The sequence below is a fragment of the Pseudomonas sp. PS02303 genome, from assembly GCF_029959925.1.
Lineage (GTDB): Bacteria > Pseudomonadota > Gammaproteobacteria > Pseudomonadales > Pseudomonadaceae > Aquipseudomonas > Aquipseudomonas mandelii.
This window is the reverse complement of the sequence record NZ_JASCOM010000134.1, coordinates 1-16222: the sequence shown is the minus strand read 5'-3', so window position 1 is coordinate 16222 and position 16222 is coordinate 1. Positions and strand designations below refer to the sequence as shown.

Annotated in this window: 16 protein-coding genes and 4 tRNA genes; 14 read left to right on the top strand and 6 right to left on the bottom strand. The window is 59.4% G+C overall.

From position 1 onward, the window contains the following. Positions 1–103: 103 nt before the first annotated feature. Positions 104–643, bottom strand: a complete 540-nt coding sequence (locus QMX98_RS23240; protein ID WP_010456762.1) for a TetR/AcrR family transcriptional regulator — start codon at positions 641–643, stop codon at positions 104–106. Between the two features lie 91 nt (positions 644–734). Between QMX98_RS23240 and QMX98_RS23235 the strand changes: the two genes are divergently transcribed. The 4 genes from QMX98_RS23235 to QMX98_RS23220 all read left to right on the top strand — a co-directional run bounded on the left by QMX98_RS23235 (position 735) and on the right by QMX98_RS23220 (position 5512). Next, the gene (locus QMX98_RS23235; RefSeq protein WP_010456761.1) at positions 735–1928 is read left to right on the top strand and encodes an MFS transporter; all 1194 of its coding nucleotides are present in this window, start codon (positions 735–737) and stop codon (positions 1926–1928) included. 42 nt (positions 1929–1970) lie between these two features. Then, positions 1971–2282 carry a cupin gene (locus QMX98_RS23230; protein WP_010456760.1) on the top strand — a complete coding sequence of 104 codons (312 nt, stop codon included), beginning with the start codon at positions 1971–1973 and terminating at the stop codon, positions 2280–2282. 104 nt (positions 2283–2386) lie between these two features. After that, the gene (locus QMX98_RS23225) at positions 2387–3538 is read left to right on the top strand and encodes a TDT family transporter (protein WP_282411437.1); all 1152 of its coding nucleotides are present in this window, start codon (positions 2387–2389) and stop codon (positions 3536–3538) included. 99 nt (positions 3539–3637) lie between these two features. Beyond that, entirely contained in the window at positions 3638–5512 is a 1875-nt protein-coding gene (locus tag QMX98_RS23220) for an MFS transporter (protein WP_010456758.1), read from the top strand. 125 nt (positions 5513–5637) lie between these two features. Here QMX98_RS23220 and sugE read toward each other — a convergent pair whose 3' ends face one another. The 3 genes from sugE to rdgC all read right to left on the bottom strand — a co-directional run bounded on the left by sugE (position 5638) and on the right by rdgC (position 8103). Next, entirely contained in the window at positions 5638–5952 is a 315-nt protein-coding gene (sugE, locus tag QMX98_RS23215; protein ID WP_010456757.1) for a quaternary ammonium compound efflux SMR transporter SugE, read from the bottom strand. A 119-nt stretch (positions 5953–6071) separates the two neighbouring features. Then, complete coding sequence (locus QMX98_RS23210) at positions 6072–7037, bottom strand: bile acid:sodium symporter family protein (RefSeq protein WP_077749803.1); 966 nt, start codon at positions 7035–7037, stop codon at positions 6072–6074. A gap of 145 nt (positions 7038–7182) precedes the next feature. Continuing rightward, positions 7183–8103: a recombination-associated protein RdgC gene (gene rdgC / locus QMX98_RS23205; protein ID WP_077749804.1), complete on the bottom strand. Its 921-nt coding sequence runs from the start codon at positions 8101–8103 to the stop codon at positions 7183–7185. Positions 8104–8263: 160 nt separating this feature from the next. On the opposite strand from rdgC, the gene QMX98_RS23200 reads away from it, so the two are divergent. The 4 genes from QMX98_RS23200 (at position 8264) to QMX98_RS23185 (ending at position 8795) form a co-directional block, all read left to right on the top strand. Beyond that, positions 8264–8339, top strand: a tRNA-Val gene (locus QMX98_RS23200). 18 nt (positions 8340–8357) lie between these two features. Beyond that, positions 8358–8434: transfer RNA gene (locus QMX98_RS23195), tRNA-Asp, on the top strand. Between the two features lie 189 nt (positions 8435–8623). Beyond that, positions 8624–8699, top strand: a tRNA-Val gene (locus QMX98_RS23190). 19 nt (positions 8700–8718) lie between these two features. Continuing rightward, a tRNA-Asp gene (locus QMX98_RS23185) sits at positions 8719–8795 on the top strand. Between the two features lie 85 nt (positions 8796–8880). On the opposite strand, the gene QMX98_RS23180 is transcribed toward QMX98_RS23185, so the two are convergent. Together QMX98_RS23180 and QMX98_RS23175 are read right to left on the bottom strand one after the other, a co-directional pair. Continuing rightward, on the bottom strand, positions 8881–10014 hold the full coding sequence (locus QMX98_RS23180) for a catalase family protein (protein ID WP_282411436.1): 1134 nt from the start codon (positions 10012–10014) through the stop codon (positions 8881–8883). Next, positions 10011–11819 carry a di-heme-cytochrome C peroxidase gene (locus tag QMX98_RS23175; RefSeq protein WP_282411435.1) on the bottom strand — a complete coding sequence of 603 codons (1809 nt, stop codon included), beginning with the start codon at positions 11817–11819 and terminating at the stop codon, positions 10011–10013. The genes QMX98_RS23180 and QMX98_RS23175 overlap by 4 nt, the downstream gene beginning before the upstream one ends. A 271-nt stretch (positions 11820–12090) precedes the next feature. Here QMX98_RS23175 and QMX98_RS23170 point away from each other — a divergent pair, with 271 nt between their 5' ends. The 6 genes from QMX98_RS23170 to QMX98_RS23145 all read left to right on the top strand — a co-directional run bounded on the left by QMX98_RS23170 (position 12091) and on the right by QMX98_RS23145 (position 15889). Next, a complete protein-coding gene (locus tag QMX98_RS23170; protein WP_010456752.1) occupies positions 12091–12804 on the top strand; it encodes an FKBP-type peptidyl-prolyl cis-trans isomerase in 714 nt (237 codons plus the stop codon). A gap of 293 nt (positions 12805–13097) precedes the next feature. Then, positions 13098–13553 carry a YkvA family protein gene (locus tag QMX98_RS23165; RefSeq protein WP_010456751.1) on the top strand — a complete coding sequence of 152 codons (456 nt, stop codon included), beginning with the start codon at positions 13098–13100 and terminating at the stop codon, positions 13551–13553. A gap of 114 nt (positions 13554–13667) precedes the next feature. Next, a complete protein-coding gene (locus QMX98_RS23160; RefSeq protein ID WP_077748155.1) occupies positions 13668–14009 on the top strand; it encodes a helix-turn-helix transcriptional regulator in 342 nt (113 codons plus the stop codon). Further along, a complete protein-coding gene (locus QMX98_RS23155; protein ID WP_003223109.1) occupies positions 14006–14377 on the top strand; it encodes a hypothetical protein in 372 nt (123 codons plus the stop codon). Before QMX98_RS23160 ends, QMX98_RS23155 begins: the two co-directional genes overlap by 4 nt. Beyond that, positions 14378–14785, top strand: coding sequence for a sel1 repeat family protein (locus tag QMX98_RS23150; RefSeq protein ID WP_083376029.1), 408 nt, complete (start codon positions 14378–14380; stop codon positions 14783–14785). It begins immediately after the preceding gene. 63 nt (positions 14786–14848) lie between these two features. Beyond that, positions 14849–15889, top strand: a complete 1041-nt coding sequence (locus QMX98_RS23145) for an alpha/beta fold hydrolase (RefSeq protein WP_282411438.1) — start codon at positions 14849–14851, stop codon at positions 15887–15889. Positions 15890–16222 lie beyond the last annotated feature (333 nt).

Below are 16222 nucleotides of genomic sequence, written 5' to 3'. Positions count from 1 at the left end.
CATCTCACGCTCCTACAGGTTATGTGTCGTTTACATAATCTGCGAACGACAAAAAAGCCTGTAGGAGCGTGAGATGCGGCGCGACTTGCCCGCGAAAACGGCCTCACTGATTCAAAGCAATCTCGATCAACTGATGCAACTCCTCAACCTCCAGTGCCGCCGCTGAAAACAGGATCCGAAACACCGTCGGTGCCGCCACCAGGTTGATCAATCGATCAACACTCGGCTTCGGCTGATCCGGGTAACGGTCCAGAATCGTCTGCAACTGCCCGCCAATGATCGTCGTGCAATAGACCGGTGTGAGGCTGCATTGCACGTCGCGAAGCATGTTGCGGCCAGGCTCGGAACTCATCTCGTCCAGGTATTGCTCGGCCCAGGCTCGCACGTCACCGCGCAGGCTGCCGGTATTGGCGGGTTCGCTGTCGGGTTGCATGCGCGCCAGCGCGACGTCTGCCAGCAACACCGACAAATCGCCCCAGCGCCGATAAATGGTCGACGGCGTCACTCCCGCGCGCGCAGCAATTTGCGGGACGGTCACGGTCGAGCGGTCCTGCTCTTCAAGCAGAGCGCGGACAGCCGAATGAATCGACTCTTGCACCCGGGCGCTTCGACCGCCCGGGCGTAAACCTTCTTTAATAGCCATACGGCGGACCTTAACACAAAGAATTTGCTTTAAGCGCGGGCCAGTAGCACACTCCGCAAAAGCAATAAATTAGCTTTTGCGGAGTGTGCGCATGTCCAGCTCGATATCAAACCGTTCCAGCCTGTGGTTCCTGGCGATCACTTTACTGAGTTTTCTCGCCGCTTCCACTGCACCAACGCCCCTGTACCACTTGTATCAGGAACACCTGCAATTTTCGGCGGCGACCCTGACCCTGATCTTCGGCGTCTACGCCATCAGCTTGCTCGCTGCGCTGCTCACGGTCGGTTCGCTCTCGGATTACCTGGGACGCAAACCGGTGATTTTCACCGCTGTGGCGCTGAACATGCTGGCCATGCTGCTTTTTATCAATGCCGACAGCGTCGCCTGGTTGATCAGTGCCCGGGTGCTTCAGGGTTTTGCTACCGGGATGGCCACGGCTGCGTTGGGCGCCGCGCTGCTCGACACGGATCGCCAGCAAGGTCCGCTGATCAATAGCGTCGCGCCGCTGCTCGGTATGGCGTTAGGTGCCATGGGTTGTGGTTTGTTGGCCGAGTTTGCGCCGCTGCCACTGCAATTGACTTTCTGGGTGCTGCTCGCGATGTTCGGGTTGCAGGCGCTGTACGTCTGGCGTCTGCCGGAAAGCGTCAGTGCGCAACGTGGCGCGTTGGCGTCGCTGCGCCCGACCCTGCATGTGCCCATCCAGGCAAGGCGTGCGTTGTGGCTGGTGTTGCCGATCAACACCGCCGCCTGGGCGCTCGGCGGTTTTTACGCGTCCCTCGCTCCATCCCTTGTGCGGACGGCCACCGGATCGACTTCCAATCTGATTGGCGGTGCGACAGTGGCGGTGCTGACCGTCACCGGCGCGCTGATGATCTACACCTTGCGCAGTCGCCCGGCCGACAAAGTCTTGCGGGTCGGCGCGAGCATTCTGCCCGTCGGTGTGGCGCTGATTTTACTGGCGGTTCACAGCGCCAGCCTGCCGTTGTTTTTCATCGGGACGCTGGTCGCCGGTTGCGGTTTTGGCGCGAGTTTCCTCGGCGCGTTGCGCAGTGTCGTGCCGCTAGCCTTGCCTCATGAACGGGCCGGGTTGATGTCGGCGTTTTATGTGCTCAGTTATCTGGCGTTCTGCCTGCCATCGTTGCTGGCGGGGAATCTGACGCGGGCCTTTGGGCTGGTGACCACGACTGATGGTTATGGCGCGGTGCTGATTATCCTGGCGGTCAGTGCTCTGCCCGCGTTGATGCGTCAACAGCCTGCCAAAGTCTGTGGCGCCGATGCTCGATGACCGCTAGCCTTGGCGTCGCCACCCATTTCAACGGACCACCCGATGAAGATCATCCGCAGCAAATCCTTCACTGCTGATCGCGCCTGGGGCGCCTTGGATATCGCCAACATGAACGGCATCACCACCCGTTTGCACTGGACCGATCAGCCGTATAAATGGCACGTCAACGATGGGCAGGAAGTGTTCGTCGTACTCGATGGCCAAGTGCAGATGCGCTATCGCGAAGACGGCGTTGAAAAGGACACGCTGCTCGACATCGGCGACATTTTCTACGCCTCGGTGGGCACCGAACACGTTGCCCATCCACAAGGTGCGGCGCGGATCCTGGTGATCGAGACGGAAGGTAGCGTCTGACGCATATCTACAAAGCAGATAACAGTTAGAGATATTACCCGTTATATAGATATTCGATTCGGATCTACCATGGATTCCACCTCACAAGAGGAGAGGAATTCACCATGACATGCCCCAACAGCACCACCCTCGGTTCAAGACCGTTCAGCCATTTGCAGCACCCGCTTGAGGCGATTCGCCAATTCACGCCCAACTGGTTCGCCGCGACCATGGGCACGGGCGTGCTGGCATTGGCACTGGCGCAATTGCCCGTCGCCATTCCTGGACTGAACGCGGTGGCCGAAGGTCTCTGGCTGCTCAATATCTGCTTGTTCGTATTATTCACCGCCGCGTACACGGCACGCTGGGTGCTGTTCTTCGATGAGGCTCGGCGGATCTTCGGTCACTCCACGGTCTCGATGTTCTTCGGCACCATCCCCATGGGGTTGGCGACCATCATCAATGGCTTCCTGGTGTTCGGCTTGCCGCGCTGGGGCGATGGAGTGATTCATGTCGCCGAGGTGCTGTGGTGGCTCGATGTGGTCATGTCGCTGGCCTGCGGTGTGCTGATTCCCTACATGATGTTCACCCGTCAGGAGCACAGCATCGACCAGATGACAGCAGTCTGGCTGTTGCCTGTGGTCGCGGCGGAAGTGGCGGCCGCCAGTGGGGGCCTGTTGGCACCGCACTTGACCGATGCCCATTCGCAACTGGTGGTGCTGACAACCAGCTACGTGCTGTGGGCCTTTTCCCTGCCGGTGGCGTTCAGCATTCTGACCATTCTGTTGCTGCGCATGGCGCTGCATAAACTGCCTCACGAAAACATGGCCGCCTCCAGCTGGCTGGCGCTGGGGCCGATCGGCACCGGGGCGTTGGGCATGTTGCTGCTGGGCGCCGATGCGCCGGCCATCTTTGCGGCCAACGGCCTGCCGGGCATCGGTGAAATTGCAGCCGGGTTGGGCCTGGTGGCCGGGATCACGCTGTGGGGCTTCGGCTTCTGGTGGATGCTGATGGCGGTGCTGATCACCGTGCGTTACCTGCGCGACGGTATCCCGTTCAACCTGGGCTGGTGGGGCTTCACCTTCCCGCTGGGCGTCTATTCTCTGACGACGTTGAAACTGGGCAGCACCTTGAACCTGGCGTTTTTCAATGTCTTTGGCTGCGTGCTGGTGGCGATGCTGGTGGTGATGTGGCTGATTGTCTCGAAACGCACAGTGCGGGGCGCGTGGCGGGGTGAGTTGTTTGTCTCGCCGTGCATTGCAGGATTAAAGAAATAAGCCGCAAAGATTAGGTAATGTGTGGCCTGGATCGACGTTCGACATTCCAATAGCAAATCGCCAAGCCACTCTTTACCCAATCTCAGGGACCCATGGAAGATGAGCCACCCCTCACAGTTCACCTTGCTTCGCACCCGGCGCTTCCTGCCGTTCTTTGTCACGCAGTCCCTCGGGGCGTTCAACGACAACATCTTCAAGCAGTCGTTGATCCTCGCCATTCTGTACAAGCTGACCATCGACGGTGACCGTTCGATCTGGGTCAACCTGTGCGCGTTGCTGTTTATCCTGCCGTTCTTTCTGTTCTCGGCGCTGGCCGGCCAGTTCGGGGAAAAGTTCGCCAAGGACGCGCTGATTCGACTGATCAAGCTCGGGGAAATCGCCATCATGGCGGTCGGCGCCGTTGGTTTCCTGTTCGATCACCTGTCGCTGATGCTGGTGGCGCTGTTTGCCATGGGCACGCACTCGGCGCTGTTCGGGCCGGTGAAATATTCGATCCTGCCCCAGGCCCTGCGTGAAGAAGAGTTGGTGGGTGGCAACGGGCTGGTGGAAATGGGCACGTTCCTGGCGATCCTCGCCGGTACCATCGGCGCCGGGATCATGATGTCGTCCAGTCATTACGCGCCCATTGTGTCCACCGCGATCATCGCTGTCGCGGTGCTCGGCTACCTGGCCAGTCGTAGCATTCCCCGGGCGGCGGCCTCATCGCCGCAAATGCGCCTGAACTGGAACATCTTCAGCCAATCCTGGGCCACTTTGAAACTGGGCCTGGGGCAAACGCCTGCGGTGTCGCGTTCCATCGTCGGCAACTCGTGGTTCTGGTTTGTCGGGGCGATTTATCTGACGCAGATCCCGGCCTATGCCAAGGAATGGATGCACGGCGACGAGACCGTGGTGACGCTGATTCTGACGGTGTTCTCGGTGGGCATCGCCCTCGGTTCGATGCTCTGCGAGAAGCTCTCCGGACGCAAAGTCGAGATTGGCCTGGTGCCGTTCGGCTCGTTTGGCCTGACGGTCTTTGGCTTGCTGCTGTGGTGGCATTCCGGCGGTATCCCAGACAGCGTTGCCGGCCACGGCTGGATCGAAATCCTTGGTTTTGGTCACGCCTGGCTGGTGCTGATCGACATTCTGGGCCTGGGGATTTTCGGCGGTTTCTACATTGTGCCGCTGTATGCGCTGATTCAGTCGCGCACCCCCGAAAACGAGCGGGCGCGGGTGATTGCCGCCAACAACATTCTCAACGCACTGTTCATGGTGGTGTCGGCGATTGTCTCGATCGTGCTCCTGAGCATGGTCGAGCTGTCGATTCCGCAGCTGTTTCTGGTGGTGTCGCTGCTGAACATCGGCGTCAACGCCTACATCTTCAGCATCGTGCCTGAGTTCACCATGCGTTTCCTGATCTGGCTGCTCAGCCATTCGATGTACCGCGTGGAGCATCGAAATCTCGATTTGATCCCGGATGAAGGCGCGGCATTACTGGTCTGCAACCATGTTTCGTTTGTGGATGCGTTGCTGATCGGCGGTGCGGTGCGTCGGCCGATTCGCTTTGTCATGTACTACAAGATCTACAACCTGCCGGTGCTGAACTTTATCTTTCGCACGGCGGGGACGATTCCGATTGCGGGGCGCCAGGAAGACATTCAAATCTACGAAAAAGCCTTCACGCGTATCGCTCAATACCTGAAGGACGGTGAACTGGTGTGCATCTTCCCGGAAGGCAAGTTGACCGCTGACGGGGAGATGAGTGAGTTCAAGGGCGGGCTGGTGCGCATTCTCGAAGAGACGCCGGTGCCGGTGATTCCACTGGCGTTGCAAGGGTTGTGGGGGAGTTTCTTCAGCCGCGATCCGGGCAAGGGCTTGTTTCGTCGGTTGTGGTCGCGGGTGACGTTGGTGGCGGGGCCGGCGGTGGCGGTTGAGGCGGCGGAGCCGGCGACGTTGCAGGCGATGGTCGGGGATTTGCGTGGGGCCGTTAGATAGTCGGTGACTGTGAGGGCCTCTTCGCGGGCAAGCCTCGCTCCTGCGGGGTTTGTGGCATATCCATCATTCGGGATGCGCCAGAAACCCTGCAGGAAAGAGGCTCGCCCGCGAAGGCGATCTAAAGGTCAGGCGCTGACCTTCAGCCCAATCAACCCGGCAATAATCAACGCCACACTGGCCAGCCTGAACAGCGCCATGGATTCACCAAACAAAATGATCCCGGCGATCACCGTGCCCACCGCACCCACACCGGTCCAGATCGCATAGGCCGTGCCCAGCGGCAATTCCTTCATGGCAAGGCCCAGCAAGCCAAGGCTGATCGCCATAGCGGCAACGGTCAATGCGGTGGGGAGAGGGCGGCTGAAACCGTCGGTGTATTTCAGGCCGACGGCCCAGCCGACTTCGAACAGGCCGGCGAAAAACAGAATGATCCAGGACATGAAAGACCTCCATCGATTGACGGGGTCGTCCCCAGATTAATGACTCGATCGAGCCGCGAGGTCGTCCTCGCGTTGCGCCATAGAGTGCCCATCATTAACCCGGGGATCAAGTTTTCGGATTACTCGGCCGCTTGCTGAACTGCGGTTTCCCGGTCTTGTTTTTCGCTCATGCGACGGAAATACGTCGAGAGCAACGCCCCCGAAATGTTGTGCCAGACGCTGAACAACGCGCTAGGCACCGCCGCCAGTGGCGAGAAGTGCGCACTGGCCAACGCAGCACCGAGGCCGGAGTTCTGCATGCCGACTTCCAGTGCCAGGGATTTGCGTTGGGCCAGCGGCAACTTGAACAGGCGCCCGGTGAAGTAACCCAGCAGATAACCGAAGCTGTTGTGCAACATCACCACGGCCATGATCAGCAGGCCGGACTCGGCAATCTTCGCCTGGCTGGCGGCCACCACGGCGGTGACGATGATCACGATGCTCACCACCGAAATCAGCGGCAATACTTCCACCGCATGACGCACCCGGCTGCCGAGCAAACGCTGGGCAACCACACCCAGCACGATCGGCAACAGCACCACTTGCAGGATCGACCAGAACAGCTCCATGAAGGACACCGGCAGCCACGCCGAGGCCAGCAGCCAGATCAGCGCCGGGGTCAGCAGCGGAGCGAGGAGGGTGGTGACGGCGGCGATGGCCACCGAGAGCGCCAGGTCACCGCGTGCCAGCCAGGTCATCACGTTCGACGAGGTGCCGCTTGGGCAGCAGCCGACCAGGATCACGCCGACGGCGATTTCCGGTGGCAGGTGAAACGCCTGGCAGAGCAACCACGCCACACCGGGCATGATCACGAAATGTGCAACCACGCCCAGCGCCACGCGCCACGGATGGCGAGCGACTTCGGCGAAGTCTTCGAGTTTGAGTGTCAGGCCCATGCCGAACATCACCAAGCCCAGCAGCGGCACGATCGCGCCTTTCAGGCCGATAAACCACGTCGGCTGCAAGAACGCCACGACCGCGAAAATCAGTACCCAGTAAGCGAAGGTGTTGCCGACAAAACGACTCAATGCAGCGAGGGCGCGCATGGCCTGATCCTTATTATTAAGTAACACCACAAAAACCAATGTGGGAGCGAGCCTGCTCGCGAATGCGGTGTATCAGTCGACATAAATGCCGACTGTCACAACGCCTTCGCGAGCAGGCTTGCTCCCACAGTGATATCACACGCTTTTAGATCCCTTGCGGAAGCTCTTCACCGCCCAACGCTTCAACCAGGGCTGGCAGGAAGTCGCCGAAGGTCAGCATCATCAAGGTGAAGCTGGCGTCCAGCTGGCCGAGGGCTTCTTCGCCGCCGTCCTGCTCTGCCTGGTCTTGCAGCAGGTCTTCGAACTTCAGGCGCTTGACCACCATCTTGTCGTCGAGGACGAAAGACAGCTTGTCTTGCCAGGCCAGCGACAGCTGAGTCACCACTTTGCCGGTGCTCAAGTGCAACTGGATTTCTTCGCTGGTCAGGTCCTGACGCTTGCAACGCACGATGCCACCGTCTTCGTGGGTGTCGCGCAGTTCGCACTCGTCCAGCACAAAGAAGTCGTCCGCGGCTTTCTGGGTGGTGACCCATTCGGTCATGGTCGCGGTTGGCGACATTTTAACGGTCAGCGGACGTACCGGCAGTGTGCCGATCACTTCGCGCAGGGTCGATAGCAGGTCTTCGGCGCGTTTCGGGCTGGCCGAGTTGACCAGGATCAGGCCTTGTTTCGGCGCGATAGCAGCGAAGGTCGACGAACGACGGATAAAGGCACGCGGCAGGAACGCCTGGATGATTTCATCCTTGATCTGGTCGCGTTCCTTTTTATAGACCTTGCGCATTTGTTCGGCTTCGATCTCTTCGACCTTTTCCTTCACAGCGTCACGCACGACGCTGCCCGGCAAGATGCGCTCTTCCTTACGGGCGGAGATCAGCAGGAAGTCGCCGCTGACGTGCACCAGGGGGGCATCTTCGCCTTTGCCGAAGGGCGCGACGAAACCATAGGTGGTCAACTCCTGGCTTGCACATGAACGCGCCAGTTTGGTGGCCAGTGCAGTTTCCAACGCCTCGGCATCAAAAGGCAGATCTTGGGTCAGGCGATAGATAAGCAGGTTTTTGAACCACATGGGGCGAGTCTCTCCTTTATACAAAGGGGGGCATTATTCTCTTAGCGAAGCCATAGGCCAACCCTTCTCTAAGCCTTTGGAAGGCCTGCAAAAATTATTGTAAAAAGTGCTTGCCAGAGGTTGGGTCGCTCCGTAGAATGCGCGCCACACCGAAAGTGAAGGGTGATTAGCTCAGCTGGGAGAGCGTCTGCCTTACAAGCAGAATGTCGGCGGTTCGATCCCGTCATCACCCACCATTCGCTTTAGTGTTACGCGCAGCGGTAGTTCAGTCGGTTAGAATACCGGCCTGTCACGCCGGGGGTCGCGGGTTCGAGTCCCGTCCGCTGCGCCATATTCGGTAACCTGGAACGCTGAACGCCAGGTCACCACGGAAAAGCCCGCTCAATGCGGGTTTTTTTCTGTCTGTTGTTCCTGCGGAATGTGTTGTTTCACCGGTTTTCAGATTTTTTTGAAGATTTATTCAATTAAATCAACACTTTACGAAAATCTGTGGCACAATGCGCCCCGCAACGAAGGTAAAGGGTGATTAGCTCAGCTGGGAGAGCGTCTGCCTTACAAGCAGAATGTCGGCGGTTCGATCCCGTCATCACCCACCACTTACTTTCAACGCTACGCGCAGCGGTAGTTCAGTCGGTTAGAATACCGGCCTGTCACGCCGGGGGTCGCGGGTTCGAGTCCCGTCCGCTGCGCCATATTCGGTAATCTGGAACGCTGAACGCCAGGTCACCACACAGAAAGCCCGCTTTATGCGGGCTTTTTGCTGTCCGGGATTTGGCTTTATTGCTCGGCGTTGCGGCTGTGGCGGTAATCGCTGACCGCTTCGTACACCGCCTTGCGCAGACGGTTGATCCCGCCAATCGGGCGATGAGCCTCAAGCCCGAACCACGGGTTGAACGATTGGTTATCGCATTGCACGTTTAGCGCTGGCGTGTCGAAGTCCTGGGCGGGCAGCCTGATCCGTGCCACGGTTTCGAACGGCGCATCCTTTTCCTTCCATTGGATACTCGTGTCCTCGATCGGCATGTACTTGCCCGGATCCTGGCGCTGGATCTGCAAGACAAAGCACGCGGGCACCCGATCCGTCGACAACTGCTGATTCAGCGCATTGCGTAAAAAATTCGGCAGCTTCTGGTTCTGCGCCGGCAACGTGTAGGCCGGGCAACTGTCAGGGTCGGGCGTCACCCGAAACTTCGCATTGGCGTTACCGAACTTGTAGGGCGAGACCGAAAAGTACGCCGTCTGCGTCGGACTTTCCGGCGCAGGGGAGAGTGTCGCCAAAGCGATAAACAGATGACGGACCTGCCACGTGCGCGGATCCCATCCGGGGAAAAACGCCATCAGCTTCTTGCCATCGGCCTGGGCGGCCACATTCTGACGGTATTCGGCGACATCGCTGACGAAGAAATTCGGGTGGCTGAACATCACAAAGTCCTGTTCGCCACGGCTTTGTTGATCGGTGAGCAGTTGTTTGCCGGGCACGTCGTGCAACTTGATCGCCATGCCCCGGGCATCGCGGATACTGTCGAACTGTGGATAGGCATTGCCGTTGGACAGCCGCATCGTCGCTTGCCAGGTTTTGCCGGGTTCGCTGAATACGCCCTGACGCAGCGCTTGCGTCAGATCCGGCAGGACCTGGACTTCGGCCTTCACGCAGCCATGGGCCTTGGCGTGCGCATCACGCAGGTAGCGGGTGCTTTCCCGGTGCTGATCGACGATGCGCACGGCCGTCTGGATGATGTCCTGAGTCATCGCCGCTTCGCCATTCGGGATCAGTTCTTCAGCGGATACCGGTCCACTGTGCTGCCAGGCAAGCCACGCCGTGGCCAGCGCCCAGCCGAGTACTCCTAGGCCCAGTAACCACAACAGGGTTTTGCCGAGAAAGGCGCCCAACCACATCCACAGTCTGCTCATGGCAATTGTGCCTCCAACGGGCCGCCCAGTACTTTCAGATACTCCAGCAGCGCCCAGCGCTCCTGCGGTTGCAGCAGGCGACCGATGACGCCGTTACCCAATTTGCCAGCACGGAATTCGTGGCCGCTGTTGTGATTGCCGGTGATGCGCGTGTCGAACTTGAAGCCATTGGTAAAGGCCTCGGTGCGATAGCCCAGGTGCCTGGGGTCGTACTCGAACGTGCCTTTGAAGAAGGTCGTTGCGCGTTCATCCTGGGGCGAGAGCAGTTGATAGATGCTTGGCACCGAACCGTTGTGCAGAAACGGCGCCGTCGCCCAGACGCCGGCCAACGGACGGGCCTTGTAGGCGCGCAATTCACGCACGCCAATCGGCAGGCCGAAGCCATCCATCTCCGGACGCTCGGCCTCGGGGATTTTCGCCTCGCGATAAGCACGGTTTCCGACGAAAGCGGTGACGTAGGCCAGGCCTTTGGCTGACGAGAGTTTGCTCATGTCCAGCGGTTCGGCGGGCGGCGGCTGCAACTGCACATCCAGTTTCGCCAGCTCCGCCGGGTCCCATTGCAAGGCGCTGAGGTCGAAACGATGGTCGGCGATGTTATTGGCCGCGCCCGGGTCTGTGCCGATGTAATCCACCGGCAGCATTTTCAGGTGTTGCACCCAACGCCCGTTGGTCTGGACCGATCGAGGCACGTGGCAACCGGCGCAGTTTTCGCTGAACAATTCGCGACCTTTGACGGCCAGAGGCTTATCGACAGCGCCGAGCAGCGTTTCGGGCCAGGCCGGTGGTTTGAGCCGTTGCAGGGTTTGTTCGATCTGGTGCAAGTCGCGCAAGCGGACACTCGACGGATAGCGCTCGTCACCTTTGAGCGGCTGGCCATTGGCGTCGAAGAAATCCAGGGTGGCACCGACGCCCAGCGCTTCGCCGATGTTGCGGGCCATCGGTTGCTGCGCCGAACCGTTCCATTGCACCCAGTCAAAGGTCCACATGTCCCACAGTTGCGGGTAGTCCACCGGCGCATCCGCCACGCGGTAATTATCAGGTGAAATCGCATCGCCGAAGCTGGCATTGGCAATGCGCCCGAAAGCGTCGGTGCGGCCGGGGCCTTCCTCGGTGGGATAGAGCCCGCGATGGGTATCGTTCCAGGCCACTTTCACGAACGTATTGAGGGAGGCTTTGAAGTCTTGGCGCAACTGTTGGCGGCGGGTGTCGTAGTCCTCGCCCAGCACGTTGCGGGCGAAACGTTCGAATTTCCACGGGTTGTAATAAGTCGAGACCAGACTGGCGACAAGTGCTTGTCCGAAACTGCCACCGCGTAGTGTAGGAACACTGGAAGGCAGGACATGCTGCGCCGAACCGCCGTCGATCCGCACGGCCTGGCCATTGAAACGCAATTCACCGGTGTGGCAGGCGGCGCAGGTGATGTCGAGGAACTCGTCCTGGCTGCCGGGGTTTTGATGGCGGGCAAACCCCACGGGCAAGTTGGCAGGGTTGTTCGGTGTGGCTTTCTGCTCGGGGTCGATCAGGAAACCAAAGCGTGCGAGGTATTCGGGGGTGGCGAAGCGTTGTTCCGAGAAGGGCAGTTCGAGCTCATTGAACCAGTCATAGCGCAAGCCTTTGACCTGAGTGCCCTGGGGGGTGAAGTAGTAAGTCTGGCGGTCGGCGGCGCTCCACTGTTCCAGGTAATGCACCTGTTGTGCGGGGGACCAGGTCGGCAATTTCGGGTTGGCGACGTAGTACAGCACCACGGCCAGGCCCAGCCCCAGCAGCACAGCGAACAACGCCAGCAGGCGGAATAAGAGGCGCAAGATAAACATCCTTGTCGATTTTGTAGCTCTCTTATGCCTCAGTGCTTGAGGTGCGGCAAGTGGCCATTACGCCAGATGCTGTGGGATCCGGTATTCGTCTCTGTGGGGCCCAAGATGACAGAAGCTTCATCGCTGCAATCCCGAAATGCGTTAAAACACCTGAACTTATCAGAAGTTTCCTGCTCTCATGCCGGTAGCCATTGGTCGTGGCCGCCTGATAAGCTCGCGGCTTTACTCGATTGCCCTTTAGGCGCATGAACAAGGAAATAGCATGAAACAGCATCGGTTGGCGGCGGCGGTGGCCCTGGTTAGCCTGGTACTTGCGGGTTGTGACTCGCAGACCAGCGTAGAGCTGAAAACCCCGGCGCAAAAAGCTTCCTACGGGATTGGCCTGAACATGGGCAAGAGCCTGGCTCAGGAAGGCATGGATGACCTGGACTCCAAAGCCGTAGCCCAAGGCATCGAAGACGCCGTCGGCAAGAAAGAACAGAAGCTGAAGGATGAAGAACTGGTCGAAGCCTTCGCAGCACTGCAGAAGCGTGCTGAAGAGCGTATGGCCAAAATGAGCGAAGAGTCGGCAGCCGCCGGCAAGAAATTCCTCGAAGAAAACGCCAAGAAAGCGGGTGTCACCACCACTGCTTCGGGCCTGCAATACGAAGTGGTCAAGAAAGCTGATGGCGCACAGCCAAAGCCGACCGACGTAGTGACTGTTCACTACACCGGCAAGCTGACCGACGGCACTACCTTTGACAGCTCCGTCGACCGTGGCAGCCCGATCGATCTGCCGGTCAGCGGCGTGATTCCGGGTTGGGTCGAAGGCCTGCAACTGATGCACGTTGGCGAGAAGTACAAGCTGTACATTCCTAGCGAGCTGGCCTACGGCGCCCAAAGCCCAAGCCCGGCGATTCCAGCCAACTCGGTGCTGGTATTCGACCTGGAACTGCTGGCGATCAAGGATCCAGCAAAAGAAGACGCCGCCAAGTAATCAGCGTCTGCTTTAAAAACAACGCCTCGCTTTATGCGGGGCGTTGTTGCATCTGGCGTTCAGCGAGGGTAAACAAAGCGAACGGATGCTGTACGGTGCAGTCATAGCCATTGAGGACGCCGTGCTAGCCGCGCCGGCGCGCCAAGTCAATGAAATCTTGGGTTTTTTTATGTGAGTAAAAAACGCCCGATCTGAGTTGAGCCCTTATGAAACGGGGCTTTCAGCCGTGAAATATAGCTCTGTTCACAAGGTTATCCACAATTTGTGTGGATAACATTTCAGCGGGAGGAATGATGAAAGCACCTTGGAATTTCGCTCGTTTCCTGCCACTCGCCGGACGCCTGCTTGCCCGTGGACGTTTGCCGACCCTGCTGTTCGCCGTCGCCAGCAAAGGGGCCAGTCAGGGCAACCGATTGGGCAAACTCAAAGACGATCTGCGCCTGATGCAGGCACTGTGCCTGGCCTACTGGCGTGGGGAGTACCGCGCCATCAGCCCGAAGGCGCTGATCTCGGTGGTGGCCGGCCTGATGTACTTCCTCAGTCCGGTGGATGCGATCCCCGACTTCATCCCGGTATTCGGCATGCTGGATGACATTGCCGTGCTGGCCTGGTTGATGAAAGTCCTCGACGATGAACTCAATGCGTTCCGTGCCTGGCGCAAACGTCAGTTGCCGGAGAAGCTTGCGGTGGTGGAGCGGCTCCCCGATACACCTGAGCAACTTCAGCTTCAAGGCCCGAAAAAAACCTGATTCGATTGAGGATCGTCCTTATATTCATACCCCCCGCGACCGTGGCCGCTGTTAGGATTACACTTCTAGGGAAAAGTGCCGACTCGCTAAGTGTCGTTGTCCTACGGGGAAGTCATGGATATTCAGATAATCACACGCGAAGGCGAGCCCGAATACGCGGTTTTGCCGTGGGCTCAGTACCAGGCTCTACTGAAAGCAGCAGGCATCAACCAACAACCGGCGCCCGACACGCCGGCGCGTCAAGCAACATCATCAGACCCGATTCTTCCAGGTCTGGATCAACTACGCAGTTTGCGCGAAGGGAAGGGCATCGCCATCGAGGCGCTGGCCCGCACGGTAGGCATCAGCCCGTCTTATCTGGCCCTGATCGAAAGTGGCGAGCGTCTACCCGACGCTGCGATTCGCCGCAGTCTGGCCTGGGAACTGACGGTGCCAGGGTGGAGGGATGAATCGTGAGCGTCCGCATCAGTCGTCAACATTGGGACGGGTTGTTGGGTGAGCTGGATCAGGCCCGCCGCCAACGGCATCTGCTGACTTATCGAGCCTTGCTGGAACGTTTGCAGTTGCCCACGCCGGCCATGCAAACCCTCACCGCTGCGCTGGAGCATCTGGCTGCGCTGGACGCCAAGGCCGAGCAGCCGCTGCGCAGCTCGCTGGTGATCAGCCAGGGTGCCAGCCGCCTGCCACGCACCGGTTTCTTCGAATGCGTCGAGCGTCTGGGGCGTTTCTCGGGACCGTCCGACGGTGTCGCCGCCGCCTCATGGCACGCTTCGGAAGTGGTGCGCGTGTTCGAATACGAATACCCGGAATCGGCGGAGGCCTGAGTGTTTTTACGCCTCAAGGCACGGGCCAGTTACTGGCTGGCCCGCCGGTTGTTTCACTGGTCATGGTTCGTGCGACAGCCCCGCGGCTGGAGCTGGCTCGAAGGCCAGTTCGCACGGATGGCCAATCTGGGTGATGTCGGCGCGCAAAGCTTCTATGGCCACATCCTGACCTTTCGTGGCGTTGGCCTTGGGGCTCGCGAGGAGGGTGTGCGATTGCTGCGCCTGGCGGCTTTGGCGGGGGATGGCAAAGCGGCGTATCAGGTGGGAGTGATCAGTTTGGCGGGGACGCCGAGCAAGGCGCCGGATCCGGTGGAAGCGGCGCGGTTCTGGCGGATTGCGGTGCAGGCTGGGCATCCGCTGGCGGAGATCAAGTTGAAAGGGTTGGAGAGTGGCGATACTGCGCAGTAATTGATGCGCCTGACTGCGGATGTCAGGTGTTAAGAGTTGAATCTGATCAAGGAAGATAAAACATTGAAAACAGCTTTCGGCGCCCTGTTTCTGGTCTGCCTGACCACGAGTGTATTCGCTGGCGATAACGCTATCGGTTTCCAGGCCTCTACGTTGCCAGACACGCAAAACGACCGCCCACTGGAAATGGTCGTCTGGTACCCCACCGCAACCACCGCCACCCCTCAATTGTTCGGCGACAACCCAGCGTTTGTCGGGGCCCTCGCCGTGCCCAACACGCCACCGACCGCCGGCGAGCATCCATTGGTGGTGCTCTCCCACGGTTTCGGGGGTAATTGGATCAACCAGACATGGCTGGCCAGCGCACTCGCCCACAAAGGTTACATCGTGGCGGCAGTCAACCACCCCGGCAGCACCAGCAAAGACCGCACCCCTCAAGCTGCGGCGCAGTTATGGCGGCGGCCCGCCGACCTCAGCCGGGCCATCGACGCGGTCACGGCTCAGCCGCAACAATTCGGCGCGGTCGCCAAGCATCGAATCGCCGCCGTGGGCCATTCCCTCGGCGGCTGGACCGTCATGGAAACCGCCGGCGCCCGTTTCGACCCCGACCGCTTTGCCCTGGACTGCAAAACCCACACGAAGTTGGCCAGTTGCAACGTCTACCGACAGATGAACCCCGCCAGCACTTCGGTATCGAAGGCCCGGCTGGCCGCCGATTTGAGCGATAAACGTGTCACCGCAGTTGTTTCACTGGACCTGGGACTGTCACGCGGGATGACTGATGACAGCCTTGCGGGGCTGCCAGTGCCGACGCTAGTGATTGCGGCGGGCGTGCCTTCTGAGGAGCTACCCGCGCAGTTGGAGTCAGCTGACTTGGCTAAACGTCTGCCCCAAGCGTCGACGCGCTATGTCGAGATTAAAGACGCTAGCCACTTTAGTTTTATGGCGGTGTGCAAACCTGGAGCGGTAGCGCTTCTTGAGGAAGACGTGCCGGGAGATGGGATTATTTGTGGGGATGCTGAGGGAGGGAGGGCTCGGGAGGTGATTCAGGAGCAGGTTGCGTCGCTGATTGCGGAGTTTTTGGTGCAATCACCGCGCGACTGAAAGAGCGAGGGTGTATGGGACGTGGCGTGAGGGAAACCTCTCGCCACGTCCGCAAAGCAAATGCCTACGCTTCATCCTGATCCACCCTACGAAAAGCCGATTTCCCATCCAAAAAACCGCTTCATGGCGCTCGATGACTCTCAGCGACTTCGCGTTGCTTTGCGCCATTCCGTTGCATGAGGGCTGTGATGTGGTTAGGCGGCGGTTCGGATTGAATCCAGAGATTTTTGTTGTGTGGTCTGGCCTCTTCGCGGGCAAGCCTCGCTCCTACGGGAGATGGGTAGTCCACAATAGTTGCGAACGACAAAAAACCCTGTAGGAGCGAGGCTTGCC